Below are 14,135 nucleotides of genomic sequence, written 5' to 3'. Positions count from 1 at the left end.
CCGAGGACCGTGCGGCGGGTGGCCGGAGAGCCTTCCATCGAGATTCCCGATCTCATTTGAAACCTTCGCGAAGGTTGGATTTAGTGGTGGTCGGCCCGAGAGACTCGGTTGCCATCGCAATCTCTGGAGTGCTTGCCATATGAAGCTTGAAGCGGTCATCTCGGATGTGCTCGCCATACCCCTGGGGGAGGTCGACGACAGCCTTGGCCCCGCGCGCGACGACCGCTGGGACAGCCTGAAGCAGATGCAGCTGATCGTCACCCTCGAAGAGCAGTACAAGGTCAACTTCACGCGCCAGGACCTTCGCGCGATGAAGTCGGTGGGCGCCGTGCGCGAGGTACTGCTGGGCAAGGGGGTGGCGGCGTGACGCTCACCGAGCAGGCCCCCCGAGCCCCCCAGGGCATGGCGCCGGGTCCCCTCGGGGACGCCGACCTCGCCTCCCTGCTGATGATCCGGCACTTCGAGTGGAAGCTGCTCGACCTGTTCGCGGAAGGGAAGCTCAACGGTACGACCCACACCTGCCTCGGCCAGGAGTACGTGCCGGTCTCCCTCGACCCGATGCTGTCCACCGGCGACTTCGTCTTCAGCAACCACCGGGGGCACGGCCACTACCTCGCGCGCTTCGCCGACCCCGCCGGGCTGCTCGCCGAGATCACCGGGCGCGAGGGCGCCGTCTGCGGAGGCGTCGGCGGCAGCCAGCACATCTTCCGCGACAGCTACCTGTCCACCGGCATCCAGGGCGAGAGCCTGCCGGTCGCCGCCGGTGCGGCACTGCACTTCAAGCGGGCCGGCCTGCCCCACATCGCCGTCGTCTACATCGGCGACGGGACCTGGGGCGAGGGCTCGGTGTACGAGGCCCTGAACATCGCCCGGCTGTGGGAGCTCCCGCTGCTCGTGGTGGTCGAGAACAACGGCATCTCCCAGACCACGCCGAACAGCGTCAACATGGCCGGCACGATCGCGGGCCGGGCCCGCGCCTTCGACGTCGACCACCACCGGGTGACGGGCAACGACGTACGCCGCATCCGCGCCGAGCTGACCCCCCTCATCGACCGGGTGCGCCATCAACACCAGCCGCTCGTAGTCGAGTTCGACACCGTGCGGCTCGGCCCGCACAGCAAGGGCGACGACACCCGCCCGGAGCAGGACATCGAGTCGGCGCGCGCGCACGACTGGTACGGCGCGCTGCGCGCGCAGGACCCCGAGCGCTTCGACCGCCACGACCAAGAGCAACGAGAACTGATCGCCCGGGTGGCCGCCGATGTCCTGGCGCGTCCGCTGGTGGCTGGAGAGACCGCATGAAGCGCAACGAGCGCGTGGGCGAGAACCTGAACCAGGCCCTGCACCAGGTGATGGCCTCCCACGAGGACGTCTACCTGATCGGCGAGGACGTCCTCGACCCGTACGGCGGCGCCTTCAACATCACCAAAGGGCTCTCGGACCGCTTCCACGACCGGGTGCTGACCACGCCCATCAGCGAGAACGCCATCCTCGGCATCGCCAACGGCCTCGCCCTCACGGGGAACAAGCCGATCGCCGAGATGATGTTCGGGGACTTCATCACGCTGGCGTTCGACCAGATCGTGAACTTCTCCGCCAAGTCCGTCTCCATGTACGGCGCCGCCCACCCGATGCACCTGGTCGTACGCTGCCCGGTCGGCGGCCGGCGCGGCTACGGCCCGACGCACAGCCAAAGCCCCCAGAAGCACTTCCTCGGCGTGCCGGACCTGCACCTGTTCGAGCTGTCGCCCTTCCATGACAACGCGACGGTCATGCGGGGAATGGTCGAACTGGGCAAGCCCTGCATCTTCTTCGAGGACAAGGTGCTCTACACCGAGCGTCGACACCAGGGCGGCCCGGTCGCGGACCTGTTCTCACTGGAGTTCATCGGCGAGGAACCCTTCCCCGTGGCGCGGCTGTTCATCGAGGACACCGACCCGGAACTCGTCCTCGTGGCGCCCGGCGGCCTCGCGCACCGGGCCGTCGAAGCGGCGCGCGAGCTGTTCCTGGAGCACGAGATCGCCTGCGAGATCTACGTACCTTCGGCGCTGTACCCCTTCGACGCGCGGCTGTTGGCGGAGCCCGTCGCGCGTGCGGGCCGCGTCTGCGTGGTGGAGGACGCGCCGCCCGGCGGCAGTTGGGGCGCCGAAGTCGCCCACCAGCTGTACTCGAACCTCTGGGACAGCCTCCGCGCCCCCGTCCGTCTTGTCCATTCCGCGGACTCGGTCATCCCGACGGCCCTCCATCTGGAGCGCGACGTCCTGGTGAGCAGCGAGTCCCTGGGTCTGGCCCTGAAAGAGCTGGCTCAATGATCGAGATCACCGTTCCCAAGCTGAACAACAACGACGCCCAGTACGACCTGGTGGAGTGGCTCGCCGAGGACGGCGCCACCGTGGCGAAGGACGAGGACCTCGTCACGCTGGAGACCTCCAAGGCCGCCGAGGACCTGGTCAGCGAGCACGACGGAGTGCTGCACCACGCGGTCGGGGCCGGGGAGCAGGTGGCGCCGGGCGCCGTGATCGGCCGGATCTTCGCCGATGCGGCGGCCCGCGACGCCTTCCTGGCCGCGGGTAGCGGGTCCGGGTCCGGGTCCGGGTCCGGTGCCGAGGCTCTCGGTGAGGGCACGGACTTCGTGCTCACCGCGTCGGCACGCGCCCAGGCCGCCGAGTCCGGCATCACCGAGGACGAGCTGCGCTCCCTCGGCAAGCGGATCATCAAGGGCTCGGACATCGAGGCCCTCGCGGAGCGGCGCGCGGCGACAGCGGCTGCTGCTGCGGTATCGCTCGCAGAAGTCCCGGGCAATCGGCTTGAGTTGAGCCAGCACCAGCGGGCCATCGGAGCGGTGGTCACGCAGTCGCACCGTACTGTCCCCGCGTCCTTCACCGTCGTACGGATCAGGATCGACGCCGCCGAGGCCGAGGCCAGGGAGCTCTCGGCCGCCTCGGGGACGATGGTCGGCCTGCCCGCACTGCTGATCAACCGGCTCGCCTCCCTGCGCGAGGCCTTCCCGGCCTTCTTCGCCACTTACCACGAGGACGGGTACGTACTGCTCGCGGAGCAGTCCCACGTGGGGGTGACGGTCGACCTGGGCAAGGGGCTCTACATCCCGGTCGTACGGGATGCGGACCGGCTCTCCGAGGTCGAAGTCGCCGAGCGGTTGGAGGACTTCCGCTTCTCCGCGCTGCGCGGGGACTTCCGCGGCAGCGAACTCATGGGCGCGGCCATCACCTTGTCGCTCAACAACGACGAGGACATGCTGCTGACCCAGCCCATCGTCTTCCCCGGCCAGACGTGCATGGTCTCGCTGGGCGGCGTACAGACCGGCCTCGAACTGGCCGCGGACGGCAGCATCTTCGCCGCCCGGTACGTACACGTGGGGCTCGCCTTCGACCACCGGGTCGTCAACGGCCGGGAGGCCGTGCAGTTCCTCCAGGCGATCAAGGGCGCGCTCCAGACGCGGACGGCGCAGCACGCGACGGCCGCGACGGCCGCGACGTCCGGCTGACCGAGCGGCGGGACGGGAACGGTGAGCCACCCCATCACTCGGTGGACCGCCGTTCCCTTACCCCGACCGATCAGTTGATCTCCCGCTCCAGGCCGGCCCAGTACGGCTGCCGGAGCTTGAACTTCTGGATCTTGCCCGTGGCCGTGCGCGGGATCGCTTCGCGGAACTCGACGGTCGTGGGCGCCTTGTAGCCGGCCATCCGCTGCTTGCAGTGGGCGATGATGTCGGCCTCCTGTGCCGTCGCCCCTTCGGCGAGGACCACGAGGGCCTTGATCGTCTCGCCCCACTTCTCGTGCGGCACGCCGATGACCGCTACCTCGGCGACCGCCGGATGACTGAAGATCGTGTCCTCCACCTCGATCGACGAGACGTTCTCGCCCCCGGTGATGATCACGTCCTTCTTCCGGTCGGAGATCGTCAGGTGCCCGTCGGCCTCGTCGACCGTGCCGCCGTCGCCGGTGTGGAACCAGCCGTCCGTCAGCGCCTCCTGCGTCTCCTCCGGCTTGTCCCAGTAGCCGTCGAGCACGACGTTCGACCTGGCCAGCACCTCGCCCGAGCCGGATACCCGCAGCTTCACGCCGAGCGCGGGCAGCCCCGCGCGGGACAGCTTGCGCGCCCGCTCCGCGGCCGGCAGCTGCGCGTCCTCGGCCCGTCCCCGGTTGAAGGTGAGCAGCGGCGAGGTCTCGGTCAGGCCGTAGATCTGGGTGAACTCCCAGCCCAGTTCCTCGTCCATCCGCTGGATCATCTTGGTCGGCGGAGGCGCGCCGGCGCAGACGACCCGTACGCGGTCGCGGCCCGGGATCTCGCCCTCCCAGGTCGCCGCCGCGTCGAGGACCGCGTTCCACACGGCGGGCGCGCCGCACATGAGCGTGACTCCGTGCTCCTCGACCCGGCGCAGGATCTCGGCGCCGTCGACCTTGCGCAACACCACCTGTTTCACGCCGAGTCCGGCCATCACGTACGGCATGCCCCAGCCGTTGCAGTGGAACATCGGCAGCGTGTGCATGTAGACGTCGCGTTCCCACACACGGGTGTGCAGCCCGAAGGTCAGCCCGTTGACCCAGATGTTGCGATGGGTCAACTGCACACCCTTGGGCCTGGCGGTGGTGCCCGAGGTGTAGTTGACGGTCGCGGTGGCGTCCTCGTCCGGGTTCGACCACGGGCGCGGCTCGACGCCGAACCGCATCAGCTCAGCATCGGTCTGCTCACCGAGCACGAACCGGTGGCGCGCCTTCACCCCTGCCAGGGCCCCGTTCAGCTCCGGGTCGACCAGCAGTACCGATGCCCCGCTCTGCCGGACGACGTAGTCGATCTCCTCCGGCTTGAGGCGGAAGTTGACGGGTACGCAGATCCGGCCGCTCATCGGGACCGCGAACAACAGCTCAAGCAGACGGGCCGAGTTGTGGCTGACCACCGCCACCCGCTCGCCCTCGCCGACGCCGAGCGCGTCGAACCCCGCCTGCCAGGCCCGTACCCGCTCGCCGAGTCGCCCGTACGTCGACACGGGCACGGGTGGGCCCGGCTGATCCGGCTCGTCGACCACGCCGGTGCTGGAGGAGAACCCCAGCTCCGCCCGGTCGAGGAAGTCCGCGACAGTCATGGGAACCCGCATAGCTATCTCCTGTACCGGGACGACTACATCACCTGGTGCGGAGTCTGGCACGCGGCGCTGGGGTCAGTCGTGGATTGACCCGAAGCGTACGGAGCCGGTGGCAGGGCCTGAACCGGGGTTGGCGGCCCCGCCCGCGGCTCGCGTTTCTGTCGTTTCGGTCATCGCGGCGAGCAGCGACTGACCTTCCGCGACGATCTCGTCCCGCTGCGCCTTGGAGGCCGTACCGAACAGCTCCACGGTGAGGCCCGCCCCGTCCAGCTTCCACAGGCCGGCGAGGAACCCGTCGACGAGCAGGGTGCAGAAGGCCTGGTTGCCGCGCCAGCTACGGCCCTTGAGCTCGGGCGCGAGCACCCGGGAGCGGTCTGCGTGCGAGAGCAGCAGGTTGTCGAACTCCGGGAGGAAGCGCGGCGGCGCGGGCGTGTCGGCGTCGGGGCGGGGCGCGTCGGGCAGGTCGAAGAGCTCGACCCCGTTCTCGTCCTGGAAGACCGCGAGCCCGGGGCGCAGCCGCTCGAAGGCCTCGCGGAGCTTCGTCAGGCCGGCCCAGGTCTGCATGTCCTTGACGGAGGCGGGGCCGAAGGCGCGGAGGTAGCGCAGGACGACCTCGTCGACGGCGGGGCCGGCGGGGGCGGTGTGGTCTCCGGGGGCCGGGTGCCCGGCGGCCGCCCCGCCCAGCCACGTGTCGAGGGTGGTGAGCCGGACCTGCCCGCTGCGCCCCCACACGCCGCGGGGCGTGACCTGGACGAGCGGGAGCCGGCAGCGCGCGGCGACGGCCAGCGACTGCGGGTCGGCGTCGGGCCACTGCTTGAGGAGCTCCTCACGGATCTCCCCCATGGTGCGCGGCTCGGCCTCGACGAAGGACCGCGCGGTCTTGTCGAGCCGGTCCAGGTCCACTCCGACGAGGCCCTTGCGGAAGTAGTTGACCTCCCGGTCGCGGGCGGGCTGGACGAGCGGGCGCAGCGTGAGCGCGTCCTCGGCGGTGTGCGTGTGGATGGTGGAGCGCATGGTGACCATGCGGACCACCTGGCGGGACTCCATCAGTCCGGCCAGCTCGGCCGGGCGGAATCCGGCGAGGCGGGCGTGCAACTGGAAGTAGGGCGGCTTCACGTTCTGGGCCTGGAGCCCGAGCAGGTGCTCGACGGCGTCCCGCGCGGAGAGCTCGGCGCGGCTCAGGAGCAGCTGGCGGGCGAGCGTGGCACGGTTCAGCGAGCGGGTGTCGAGTACGGGGTGCGTCGTCCTGGAGGCCATGACAGCAAACTATCCGCCCTTGCGGACACCCACTGTCCGCAACTCGAAAGCCCCGGGGACGGAGAGCAGCCTTCCCAATCCTTTCATCCATATATCCTGCACCTTGCCCGTAAACATACGTTCGCCGCCCGGGAGCTGACCTGCGATGTCGGAGCGTCCAGACCGCCGCCCCCCGCCGCCCGAGAAGCGCACGGGATGGCGTCGCCCCGCCGCTCCGCCCGCGGGGCCCCCGGCCACGCCCCCGGGAGCCGCACGGCCGACGCCGCAGGCCCCCTCCCCCGCGAACCACCGCAGCGTGATCGACTCAGCCGTCTACCGCGACGGCCGCCGCATCGCCTCCCCCGCGACCCTCGCCGACACCTTCCGGCAGCTGCGCGAACAGCCCGACGGCATGGCCTGGATCGGACTGCACCGCCCGACGGAGTCCGAACTGCACTCGCTGGCAGCTGAGTTCAACCTCCACGAACTCGCCGTAGAGGACGCCCTGGAGGCCCACCAGCGCCCCAAGCTGGAGCGCTACGGCGACACCCTCTTCGTCGTACTACGCGCGGCCCGCTACCTGGACGCGCTGGAGGAGGTCGACTTCGGCGAACTCCACGTCTTCGTAGGCCCGGATTTCCTGATCACGGTCCGCCACGGCGCCGCCCCGGACCTCTCGGCGGTCCGCCGCCGCATGGAGGAAACCCCGGAACTGCTCTCCCTCGGCCCGGAGGCCGCCCTCTACGCGATCCTCGACGCAGTGGTCGACGGCTACGCCCCGGTCGTCGAGGGCGTCCAGAACGACATGGACGAGATCGAGACGGAGGTCTTCCGCGGAGACCCGGAGGTCTCCCGCCGCATCTACGAACTCTCCCGTGAAATGGTCGAGTTCCAGCGCGCCACCCGCCCCCTGGTCGGCATGCTCCACGCCCTGATGGCCGGCTTCGCCAAGTACGGCACGGACGAGGAACTCCAGCGCTACCTCCGTGACGTAGCCGACCACGTGACCCACACCAGCGAACGCGTCGACGGCTTCCGCCAGGCCCTGACGGAAATCCTGACGGTCAACGCCACCCTGGTCTCCCAACAACAGAACGCGGAAATGCGCGCCCTGGCCGAAGCGGGCTTCGAACAGAACGAGGAAATCAAGAAGATCTCCTCGTGGGCCGCCATCCTCTTCGCCCCCACCCTGGTCGGAACCATCTACGGCATGAACTTCGAGGACATGCCGGAGCTGAAGTGGGCCGGCGGCTACCCCTTCGCAATCCTGCTGATGGCAGTGGTCTGCGTGAGCCTGTACGTCATCTTCAAGAAGCGCGACTGGCTGTAGACCGCACAGCAGCACCATTGATCAACTTAGCCCTTGCGAACGCACGGGAGTGCTCTCAGGACCCCCTGGGGAGAATCTGGGGAGAATCCGCAGCCCGCCCATGGCGGGCGCTCCCCCAGACCTTGGGGCCAGCCCTCCCGCACCGATGACCGCCAATTCCCCGCCGCGCTCGCCACCGCGATGGCCGTTCGATTCGACTACGCCGACGGGAAGAGCGGGGTCGACTTCGAACCCTTCCCGGCCTTCCTGTCCGCTGCCGAGACCACCGACTGGTTCCAGGCATGGACCGGGAACAGCGAACTGGACGGCAACGACTTCCGCGTGTTCGGACAGGACGGCACGGGCGGGTACGCGGCGATCTGGCTCATCCGCCCGAGCCGCCCTCTGGCCGAGCAGCCCATCGTCTTCCTCGGCTCCGAGGGCGAGACCGGTGTCGTAGCAGGCGACCTGGGCGACTTCCTGTGGCTACTGGCCGACGGCTTCGGCCCCTGGGAAGCCGCCACGTCCTACGAGCCGGACTGGAAGGCGCAGCCCAATCCGGAGCTGGCAGCCATCGCCGAAGGATTCGCACCGCACCAGCGCCGGTCGGCGGCAGCCGTGATCGAGCTGGCGACCCGGGAGTTCCCCGGCTTCGACGACACCATCATGGACCTCTGCCGCTGAACCCAGCGTCGTCACCTGCACGACCAGCCGGAATCACGGGAATGACGGAACGCTCAAGTCACCGCGCCCCTCTGTCGCGTTCGAGCATCACCACCAAACGGGACCACTGAGCGGCAGCCGCGGCCGGCCGTCGCCGCGATGCGGTGCACCCACTCGTGGCGGATGGCCACACTCCGGTCCACTGCTCCCGTCACCTGGCACTGCGGGGCCCTACGCCCACAGGCGGAGACCTCAAGACGATGTCAGCGCGATCTGACACCATCGCGGTGGGCGAGACCGGAAGCAGCCCGCGAAGGGGGACGGTGGCGATGAGCTGGTGGCTGTGGGCTCTTCTGGGCGTCGCGGTCGTGGCCGTGGCACGGCTGACGTGGAGGATCGTCAACAAGCGTGGGTTGCGGGACACCAGAACCATGGGACTCGACTTCGGGCGCGATGAACACGGTGGTGTGGTCTTCCTCGACACGGCCAACAACTGGGCAGACAGCACCGCGGGCTACGACCGGGACATCGCTTGCGAGGTGGACTCCCGGGGACCGAACCAGCTCCCGTTCAACCGTCCACCGGGGACAGCACCGGGTGAAGGCGACTGGGGCTCATGGTGGCTGGACCGCATCAGGTATCTCCGGGAGCACCACGTCCAGAACTCGGAGAAGCACATCGTGTACATCATCCAAGCCCGACGGCTCGCTGGGCTTCCCGAGTTGGAGGCGACGGACGACACGGGTTCAGGGTGACACCCAAGGCTTGAGCAAGCCGATGTGCTCGTGGACTGCACCCCTGGACGCGCTCCGCCTGGCACCGGGGACGGCGCCGCCACCGTCGCTGCCGGGCAGCTGCGCGAAGTGCTCGGGCGGCTCATCGCGGCGGGGGTGAAGCTTCACCCCGACCTACGCCTCGTGGGCACGCCGCCACCCCGACACACTCGCCGCACACGTTTCCCGACTCACCTCCTCGTCGAGCTGCGGCCATCGCTGTCGAGGTCTTCGGCGAGTTCGACGCGCAGCTGGCTACGGGTGCGCACCAGAATCCGCCCGAGCACGTTCTTGCCGGTCCCGGTCCTGCCTCGACCCCAGTAGTGATCGGTGGTGGTGTCCTCGACGATCTCTTCGTCACCGGTGGACAGCAGAATGTCACGGATATCGACATGCGCGCGGAACTTGATCGCCACCGCGCGGCTCATCACGTCGCCCTTGGCTCGCTCCCAGTCCCTCCGCAGAGGCCTGGACGAGTCACGGCCCAGCTCCGCCGCCCGCAGCGGCGTGCGAGCACGCCGGATGAGATCCGCGTGGCGGGTGCCCTTGAACTTCTGCGCCTGGAAGTAGTGTTCCGAGGTTGGCCACCAGACCCCGTCGAGGTCGAAGCCGTGATCAGAAAAATTCGAGAAGCAACCATAGGGGACTTCGTCGGCGCCGTAGAAGTAGATCGTCATGGGTAACCTCGCGGAAGTTGCGGAAACCGCACCGTGTCAGGCACGCCCACACCCCCACAACCAGTTTCTTCACCAAGCCCTCGGAAGATCTCGAACGCAGTCTGAGGGTCGTCCGGCCATGGTGGCGCGTACGGTTCGTTTGGATGTGCCGGGCTTCGGGGTCGACGATGGAGACCACGCGGTAGTGGGTGGTTCCCTTGGTGACGTGCGCCAACGCCCGTCGCGGCCACCGGAGTCGTCGGCCGGACGGAGAAGCCGCCCACCACGACCCGCTGGTCTACTGAAAGTTGGCCGACTCCCCATGGACGTGGCAGTCGAGGAGATCGACGGTCTCCTCACGGATTACCTGCGCGGGGACGACAGCGCCCTCGACGGCCTGCTTGCTGCGGGTCCGGTGAGTCTTCGTCGGCTCCTCTCCATTCGGGCGGGCCGGTCCGAGCCGGGATGGGACTTGGCGGAGATCATGCGCCACGACCGGGACGACTGCCGGCGCCCCGGAGAAGCGCAGATACACCTTGCCCGCGCCTTCCCGGACACCTTCTTCGACGAGGCGGAGGACCCCGTGCACGCATGGGCGATCCTGGAGACGCTGGAGTACATCAGGGATCCGCGAGCTCTGCCGTTCCTGGAGCGCCACCTGCGGACCGGTAGCCCGGAGTACCGCCGTCGAGCGCTGCGGGGTCTGGCCGAGAACGGGACGGCCGATCACACGGAGGCCGTCGCCGCGTTCCTGGCCGACCCCGAGTCGCGGTCCGAAGCGGTGAACACGCTGGCGCGGCTGGGCGACGCCCGCGCGGTCGGGCCCTTGCTGCGTGAGCACTTGGCAGACGACTCCCCGTTCGCCCGGCGCGCCGGAGTAGCCCTCGACCAGGTCGAGCAGCGCATCGGCGGGCCGCCGGCACCGCCGGTCTGGCGCGAGCTGGGGCCGGTGGTGTTCACCGCGCAGGCCGTGATGGGCGTGCCGTGGTGCGTGACCGAGGTCCTGGTGGAGCCCGGCCAGACCGTCCGGGGCGGCGAACTCATGGCTATCCTGGAGAACGACGCGATCTGCCGGGAGCTGATCGCAGACTGGCCCGGCACGGTCACGGAGGTCCGCATCGCGGTGAACGACGAAGTTCTGGAGGAGGCCGTCGTCCTCGTTGTGCAGTCCCGTCGCCGGATCGGCTAGTACCAATGCCGTGTAGTCAGCCTCCCTGGCACGAGAAGTCCCGTTGTCAGGCCGGTCCGCCACCACAACGTTCACCGGACTCTGGTACGAGGACGGCGGTGAGCCGGATTTCGACCACTCTGCCGGGGGCGCATCGTGCTTCCGCTCAGGTCGATGCCCGGCGAGTTGGGCTGTCGCGCCGACGCCGGCCATGACGAACCCGGCCTCGGTATCCGCCCGGTTCACCGAATGAATCGCTGTTCTGTGCAGACTGGGAGACCCAATGCACTTCGTCATAGACCCGAAGAGCGCCGTGTTCTCGTGGGATTACCGCTCCGGCATGATCCGGGTGTCGGCCGAGCCGTCGTTGTACTTCGACACTTCCGCACGGTCGCTGCACATCGACCAGAACCCGGTCGGCGAGCGATCGTTGGCGCAAGTGAGGAACACGTCCCCATGGAAACGCACCGAACTCACCTCGGTCGCGATCGAAGGAAACCGGCTCGTGTGCCGCGCACCTGACGAAGACGTCACCTACGAGCTGTCCGCCTGCTCGCTCGTCGTTGAGCCGACGACGACACTGATCAACGCCGGTCGCCGACAAGCGGGCACCGCCCTTGGCGCAGAGGGCGACCACCCGGGACCGACGGGTAGGTCAGCACCACGCCGGCCGTCTGACAAAGCGTCGTTCATGAGAATCGGGAGCGTGGCACTCCTGGCCGGAGAGCTACCCCGAAGCCTTTCCACCCTGCCCGGAGGGTATGGCAGGCCACACCCCCAAGTGGGTGGCACACCTCAGTGACCAGCACCCACGAGTGCGCAACGATGAGCGCTGGAACCGCGCCCTTTCCGCACATCCTGGTTCTGAGACCCGGTCGGACTGAGCCCCTCAACGCGCGGTGCACGCAATCGTCCGAGCCGAAGGAACTTTCTTGCGCTGGCCCATATCGCCGTCGAGATCCGCAGCTTTCCCCACACGTACAGTTGCTGTACTCACCGCCCTCGCTGGAGCTCTCGGTGCGGCTCTCGTCTTCGCGCCTGACCTTCTGGCGGCACGTGGTCGAGACAGCGACCTAGCCGATAGGCGCATCCTCACCAACGACCTGCGCGACGCGTTCATCGGTTATTGGAATTCCGGGAAAGAGCAATATTCTCCAGACCTGGAGAGGGTTGTTGACTACTGGTTCCGTTACAACGTGGTCAAGGGTGTGATCGCTACGGTCCTGCTGATCGTTCTCGTTGCGCTCGGCTCTCTTCTCTGGAAGACGTTCCTGAGAGATGGCGGACCTGGAAGGGCGAGGAGGGGCGCCCTCGTGTCGGCCGGCGTATCTGTCGTGGGCTTCGCGCTGTTCGCTTTGTGGACGGCGGTGGCCAGTCTCCAGGGTGCGGTAGCGCCCTTCGCTTCGATCCTGCCGCAACTGGGGGGCGCCTCCCACGGAGCGCTTGCCGATACAGTCGACCAGATCAAGCAGCACCTGACCGACTCCACGGGCAGGAGTGAACAAGCTCGGCCCGCCCTTGAGGGAATAGTCAGCGACTACGTGCGGTTCCACCTGGTCCGCGAGATCGCGGCGGTGCCTATAGCACTCGCCTTCATGGCTGCGGGCGTGGTGTTGTGGAAGAAGGTTGCACGAAAGGGATCGACTGACAGGCGAACGAGGCGCGTATTGGTGTCGTTCGCTTTTTCGTCGACAGCGTTGTCGCTCTTCTTCATTTTGATCTTTGCGGTAAACAGGGCCACCGCAGCGGATCCCGATCCAGGACTCCTGAACTTTTTCAATGGCAGCTGGTGACGCACCGTGGCAGTCGGTCAGCCGCGGGCGGTGAAAACGGCGGCCTTCTGGGCGGGAGGAACATTACGCTGGGGGCATGGTTGAGTCGTTGCCTTCCGTGGCCGCGGGGCGGTGGCGGCCACGTGTCGGGTTTGCCGTTCGCATCGCGCGTCGCACGGTCATGGAGTCGGTGTACCTCGTTACCGCGCCGTTGAGCGCTGCTGTCGGTCTGCCACTTGTGGTCGGCGGCCTGTGCGTCGGAACAGTCGGTTCGTTGTTGCAGAGCGGGTCGCCCGTCGCGGCCCGGGCTCTGGCAGTGGCGCGGTGGCCCGGCGACCTGGAATGGTGGCGGATCGGCCAGGTGCGCTCCCGGGCGGGCGGGGCCCGGGGCACGGGCTGGCGGCCGCGGTCGAAGGGGACGGCCGACGCGGCCGACCCGGGGCTGTGGCTCGACCTGGCGCACACGGTGCTGGTGCTCCCCGTCGTCCTGGTCACCTCGGTGGTGGCAGTGCTGTGGTGGTTCGTGGGAGTCGCGACCGCCACATACCCCCTGCGCAGTCAGGTCACCCCTGGGTCGCCGCGGCCGTTGACTCTGTACGCGGGCAGCGACCAGTCCCACATCGCATTGAGTCTTGGGCTGACGTCGCCGGCCGAGCGGCTGGCCTTCGCGATGACAGTCGCCGTGCTGCTGCTGTTCACCCTGCCGCTGGTGACCCGGGTATGCGTCGCGGCCCAGACCGGTCTCGGACAGGCACTGTTGTCCAACATGTCCGCGTTGCACCGCAGGATCAGCGGACTGGAGCAGGACCGCGACACCGCCGTCGCACAGGCCGTCGCAGCGGTGACAGCTGAGGCGGCTGCCTTGCGCCGGCTCGAACGCGACATCCACGACGGGCCCCAACAGCAGTTGGTCCGTCTGGCGATGGAACTGGGTCGCGCGCAGCATCACTTCGACCGCAATCCGGAACTCGTCCGGGCCGCACTCGCCGACGCGGTCGTCCAGACCCAGCAGGCGCTGGACGAGCTGCGGGCCCTTTCCCGAGGCATCGCCCCGCCGATCCTCGCCGACCGCGGACTGCGGGAGGCGCTCTCCACTCTGGCCGCGCGCTGCGTCGTACCCGCCGAGCTCGACGCCGGTCCTCTGGGTCGTCGGCCGGACGCCGTCGTCGAGACGACCGCGTACTTCGTGGTCGCCGAGGCGCTGACCAACGTGGCCAAGCACAGCCGTGCTCGCCGGTGCACTATCGGTATGCGTCACGCTGAGGGGATCCTGCGGGTCTGGGTGACGGACGACGGGGCGGGCGGCGCGGCCCTGGCCAAGGGACACGGACTGCAGGGGTTGGCCGACCGGGTGCATGCGGTCGGTGGCCGACTGCGAGTCGAGAGTCCTGAGGACGGCCCGACGACGGTCACCGCGGAGCTCCCGTGTCGCTGACCTCGGACGAAACAGGGT

Annotated in this window: 14 protein-coding genes; 11 read left to right on the top strand and 3 right to left on the bottom strand. The window is 68.6% G+C overall.

What is annotated here, in order from left to right:
* The first annotated feature begins 139 nt into the window (after positions 1-139).
* The 4 genes from ACZ7GJ_RS27725 to ACZ7GJ_RS27710 are packed head-to-tail and all read left to right on the top strand — an operon-like array spanning position 140 to position 3,505.
* A complete protein-coding gene (locus tag ACZ7GJ_RS27725; RefSeq protein ID WP_470755624.1) occupies positions 140-367 on the top strand; it encodes an acyl carrier protein in 228 nt (75 codons plus the stop codon).
* Positions 364-1,302 (top strand): thiamine pyrophosphate-dependent dehydrogenase E1 component subunit alpha, encoded by a 939-nt coding sequence (locus ACZ7GJ_RS27720; RefSeq protein ID WP_470755623.1) that lies wholly within the window; start codon positions 364-366, stop codon positions 1,300-1,302. Before ACZ7GJ_RS27725 ends, ACZ7GJ_RS27720 begins: the two co-directional genes overlap by 4 nt.
* On the top strand, positions 1,299-2,312 hold the full coding sequence (locus ACZ7GJ_RS27715; RefSeq protein WP_470755622.1) for an alpha-ketoacid dehydrogenase subunit beta: 1,014 nt from the start codon (positions 1,299-1,301) through the stop codon (positions 2,310-2,312). The genes ACZ7GJ_RS27720 and ACZ7GJ_RS27715 overlap by 4 nt, the downstream gene beginning before the upstream one ends.
* Entirely contained in the window at positions 2,309-3,505 is a 1,197-nt protein-coding gene (locus ACZ7GJ_RS27710) for a 2-oxo acid dehydrogenase subunit E2 (RefSeq protein WP_470755621.1), read from the top strand. Before ACZ7GJ_RS27715 ends, ACZ7GJ_RS27710 begins: the two co-directional genes overlap by 4 nt.
* Before the next feature lie 70 nt (positions 3,506-3,575).
* Here ACZ7GJ_RS27710 and ACZ7GJ_RS27705 read toward each other — a convergent pair whose 3' ends face one another.
* The gene (locus ACZ7GJ_RS27705; protein WP_470755620.1) at positions 3,576-5,117 is read right to left on the bottom strand and encodes an AMP-binding protein; all 1,542 of its coding nucleotides are present in this window, start codon (positions 5,115-5,117) and stop codon (positions 3,576-3,578) included.
* Between the two features lie 63 nt (positions 5,118-5,180).
* On the bottom strand, positions 5,181-6,362 hold the full coding sequence (locus tag ACZ7GJ_RS27700) for a winged helix DNA-binding domain-containing protein (protein WP_470755619.1): 1,182 nt from the start codon (positions 6,360-6,362) through the stop codon (positions 5,181-5,183).
* A gap of 145 nt (positions 6,363-6,507) precedes the next feature.
* Between ACZ7GJ_RS27700 and ACZ7GJ_RS27695 the strand changes: the two genes are divergently transcribed.
* The 3 genes from ACZ7GJ_RS27695 (at position 6,508) to ACZ7GJ_RS27685 (ending at position 9,068) form a co-directional block, all read left to right on the top strand.
* On the top strand, positions 6,508-7,671 hold the full coding sequence (locus tag ACZ7GJ_RS27695; protein ID WP_470755618.1) for a magnesium and cobalt transport protein CorA: 1,164 nt from the start codon (positions 6,508-6,510) through the stop codon (positions 7,669-7,671).
* Between the two features lie 180 nt (positions 7,672-7,851).
* Positions 7,852-8,334: an SMI1/KNR4 family protein gene (locus ACZ7GJ_RS27690; protein WP_470755617.1), complete on the top strand. Its 483-nt coding sequence runs from the start codon at positions 7,852-7,854 to the stop codon at positions 8,332-8,334.
* 308 nt (positions 8,335-8,642) lie between these two features.
* On the top strand, positions 8,643-9,068 hold the full coding sequence (locus tag ACZ7GJ_RS27685) for a hypothetical protein (protein WP_470755616.1): 426 nt from the start codon (positions 8,643-8,645) through the stop codon (positions 9,066-9,068).
* 209 nt (positions 9,069-9,277) lie between these two features.
* Here the strand turns inward: ACZ7GJ_RS27685 and ACZ7GJ_RS27680 are convergent, their stop codons facing one another.
* Complete coding sequence (locus ACZ7GJ_RS27680; protein ID WP_470755615.1) at positions 9,278-9,763, bottom strand: NADAR family protein; 486 nt, start codon at positions 9,761-9,763, stop codon at positions 9,278-9,280.
* 301 nt (positions 9,764-10,064) lie between these two features.
* Here ACZ7GJ_RS27680 and ACZ7GJ_RS27675 point away from each other — a divergent pair, with 301 nt between their 5' ends.
* The 4 genes from ACZ7GJ_RS27675 to ACZ7GJ_RS27660 all read left to right on the top strand — a co-directional run bounded on the left by ACZ7GJ_RS27675 (position 10,065) and on the right by ACZ7GJ_RS27660 (position 14,117).
* Positions 10,065-10,931 carry a HEAT repeat domain-containing protein gene (locus ACZ7GJ_RS27675; RefSeq protein ID WP_470755614.1) on the top strand — a complete coding sequence of 289 codons (867 nt, stop codon included), beginning with the start codon at positions 10,065-10,067 and terminating at the stop codon, positions 10,929-10,931.
* A gap of 262 nt (positions 10,932-11,193) precedes the next feature.
* Positions 11,194-11,712, top strand: coding sequence for a DUF8184 family protein (locus ACZ7GJ_RS27670; protein ID WP_470755613.1), 519 nt, complete (start codon positions 11,194-11,196; stop codon positions 11,710-11,712).
* Between the two features lie 130 nt (positions 11,713-11,842).
* Positions 11,843-12,703 (top strand): hypothetical protein, encoded by an 861-nt coding sequence (locus ACZ7GJ_RS27665; RefSeq protein WP_470755612.1) that lies wholly within the window; start codon positions 11,843-11,845, stop codon positions 12,701-12,703.
* Positions 12,704-12,779: 76 nt separating this feature from the next.
* Complete coding sequence (locus tag ACZ7GJ_RS27660; protein WP_470755611.1) at positions 12,780-14,117, top strand: sensor histidine kinase; 1,338 nt, start codon at positions 12,780-12,782, stop codon at positions 14,115-14,117.
* Positions 14,118-14,135: the final 18 nt, after the last annotated feature.

The sequence above is a fragment of the Streptomyces sp. NPDC037242 genome, from assembly GCF_055604165.1.
Note: the sequence above shows the minus strand (reverse complement) of the source record. Positions and strands in the feature narration are given on the sequence as shown.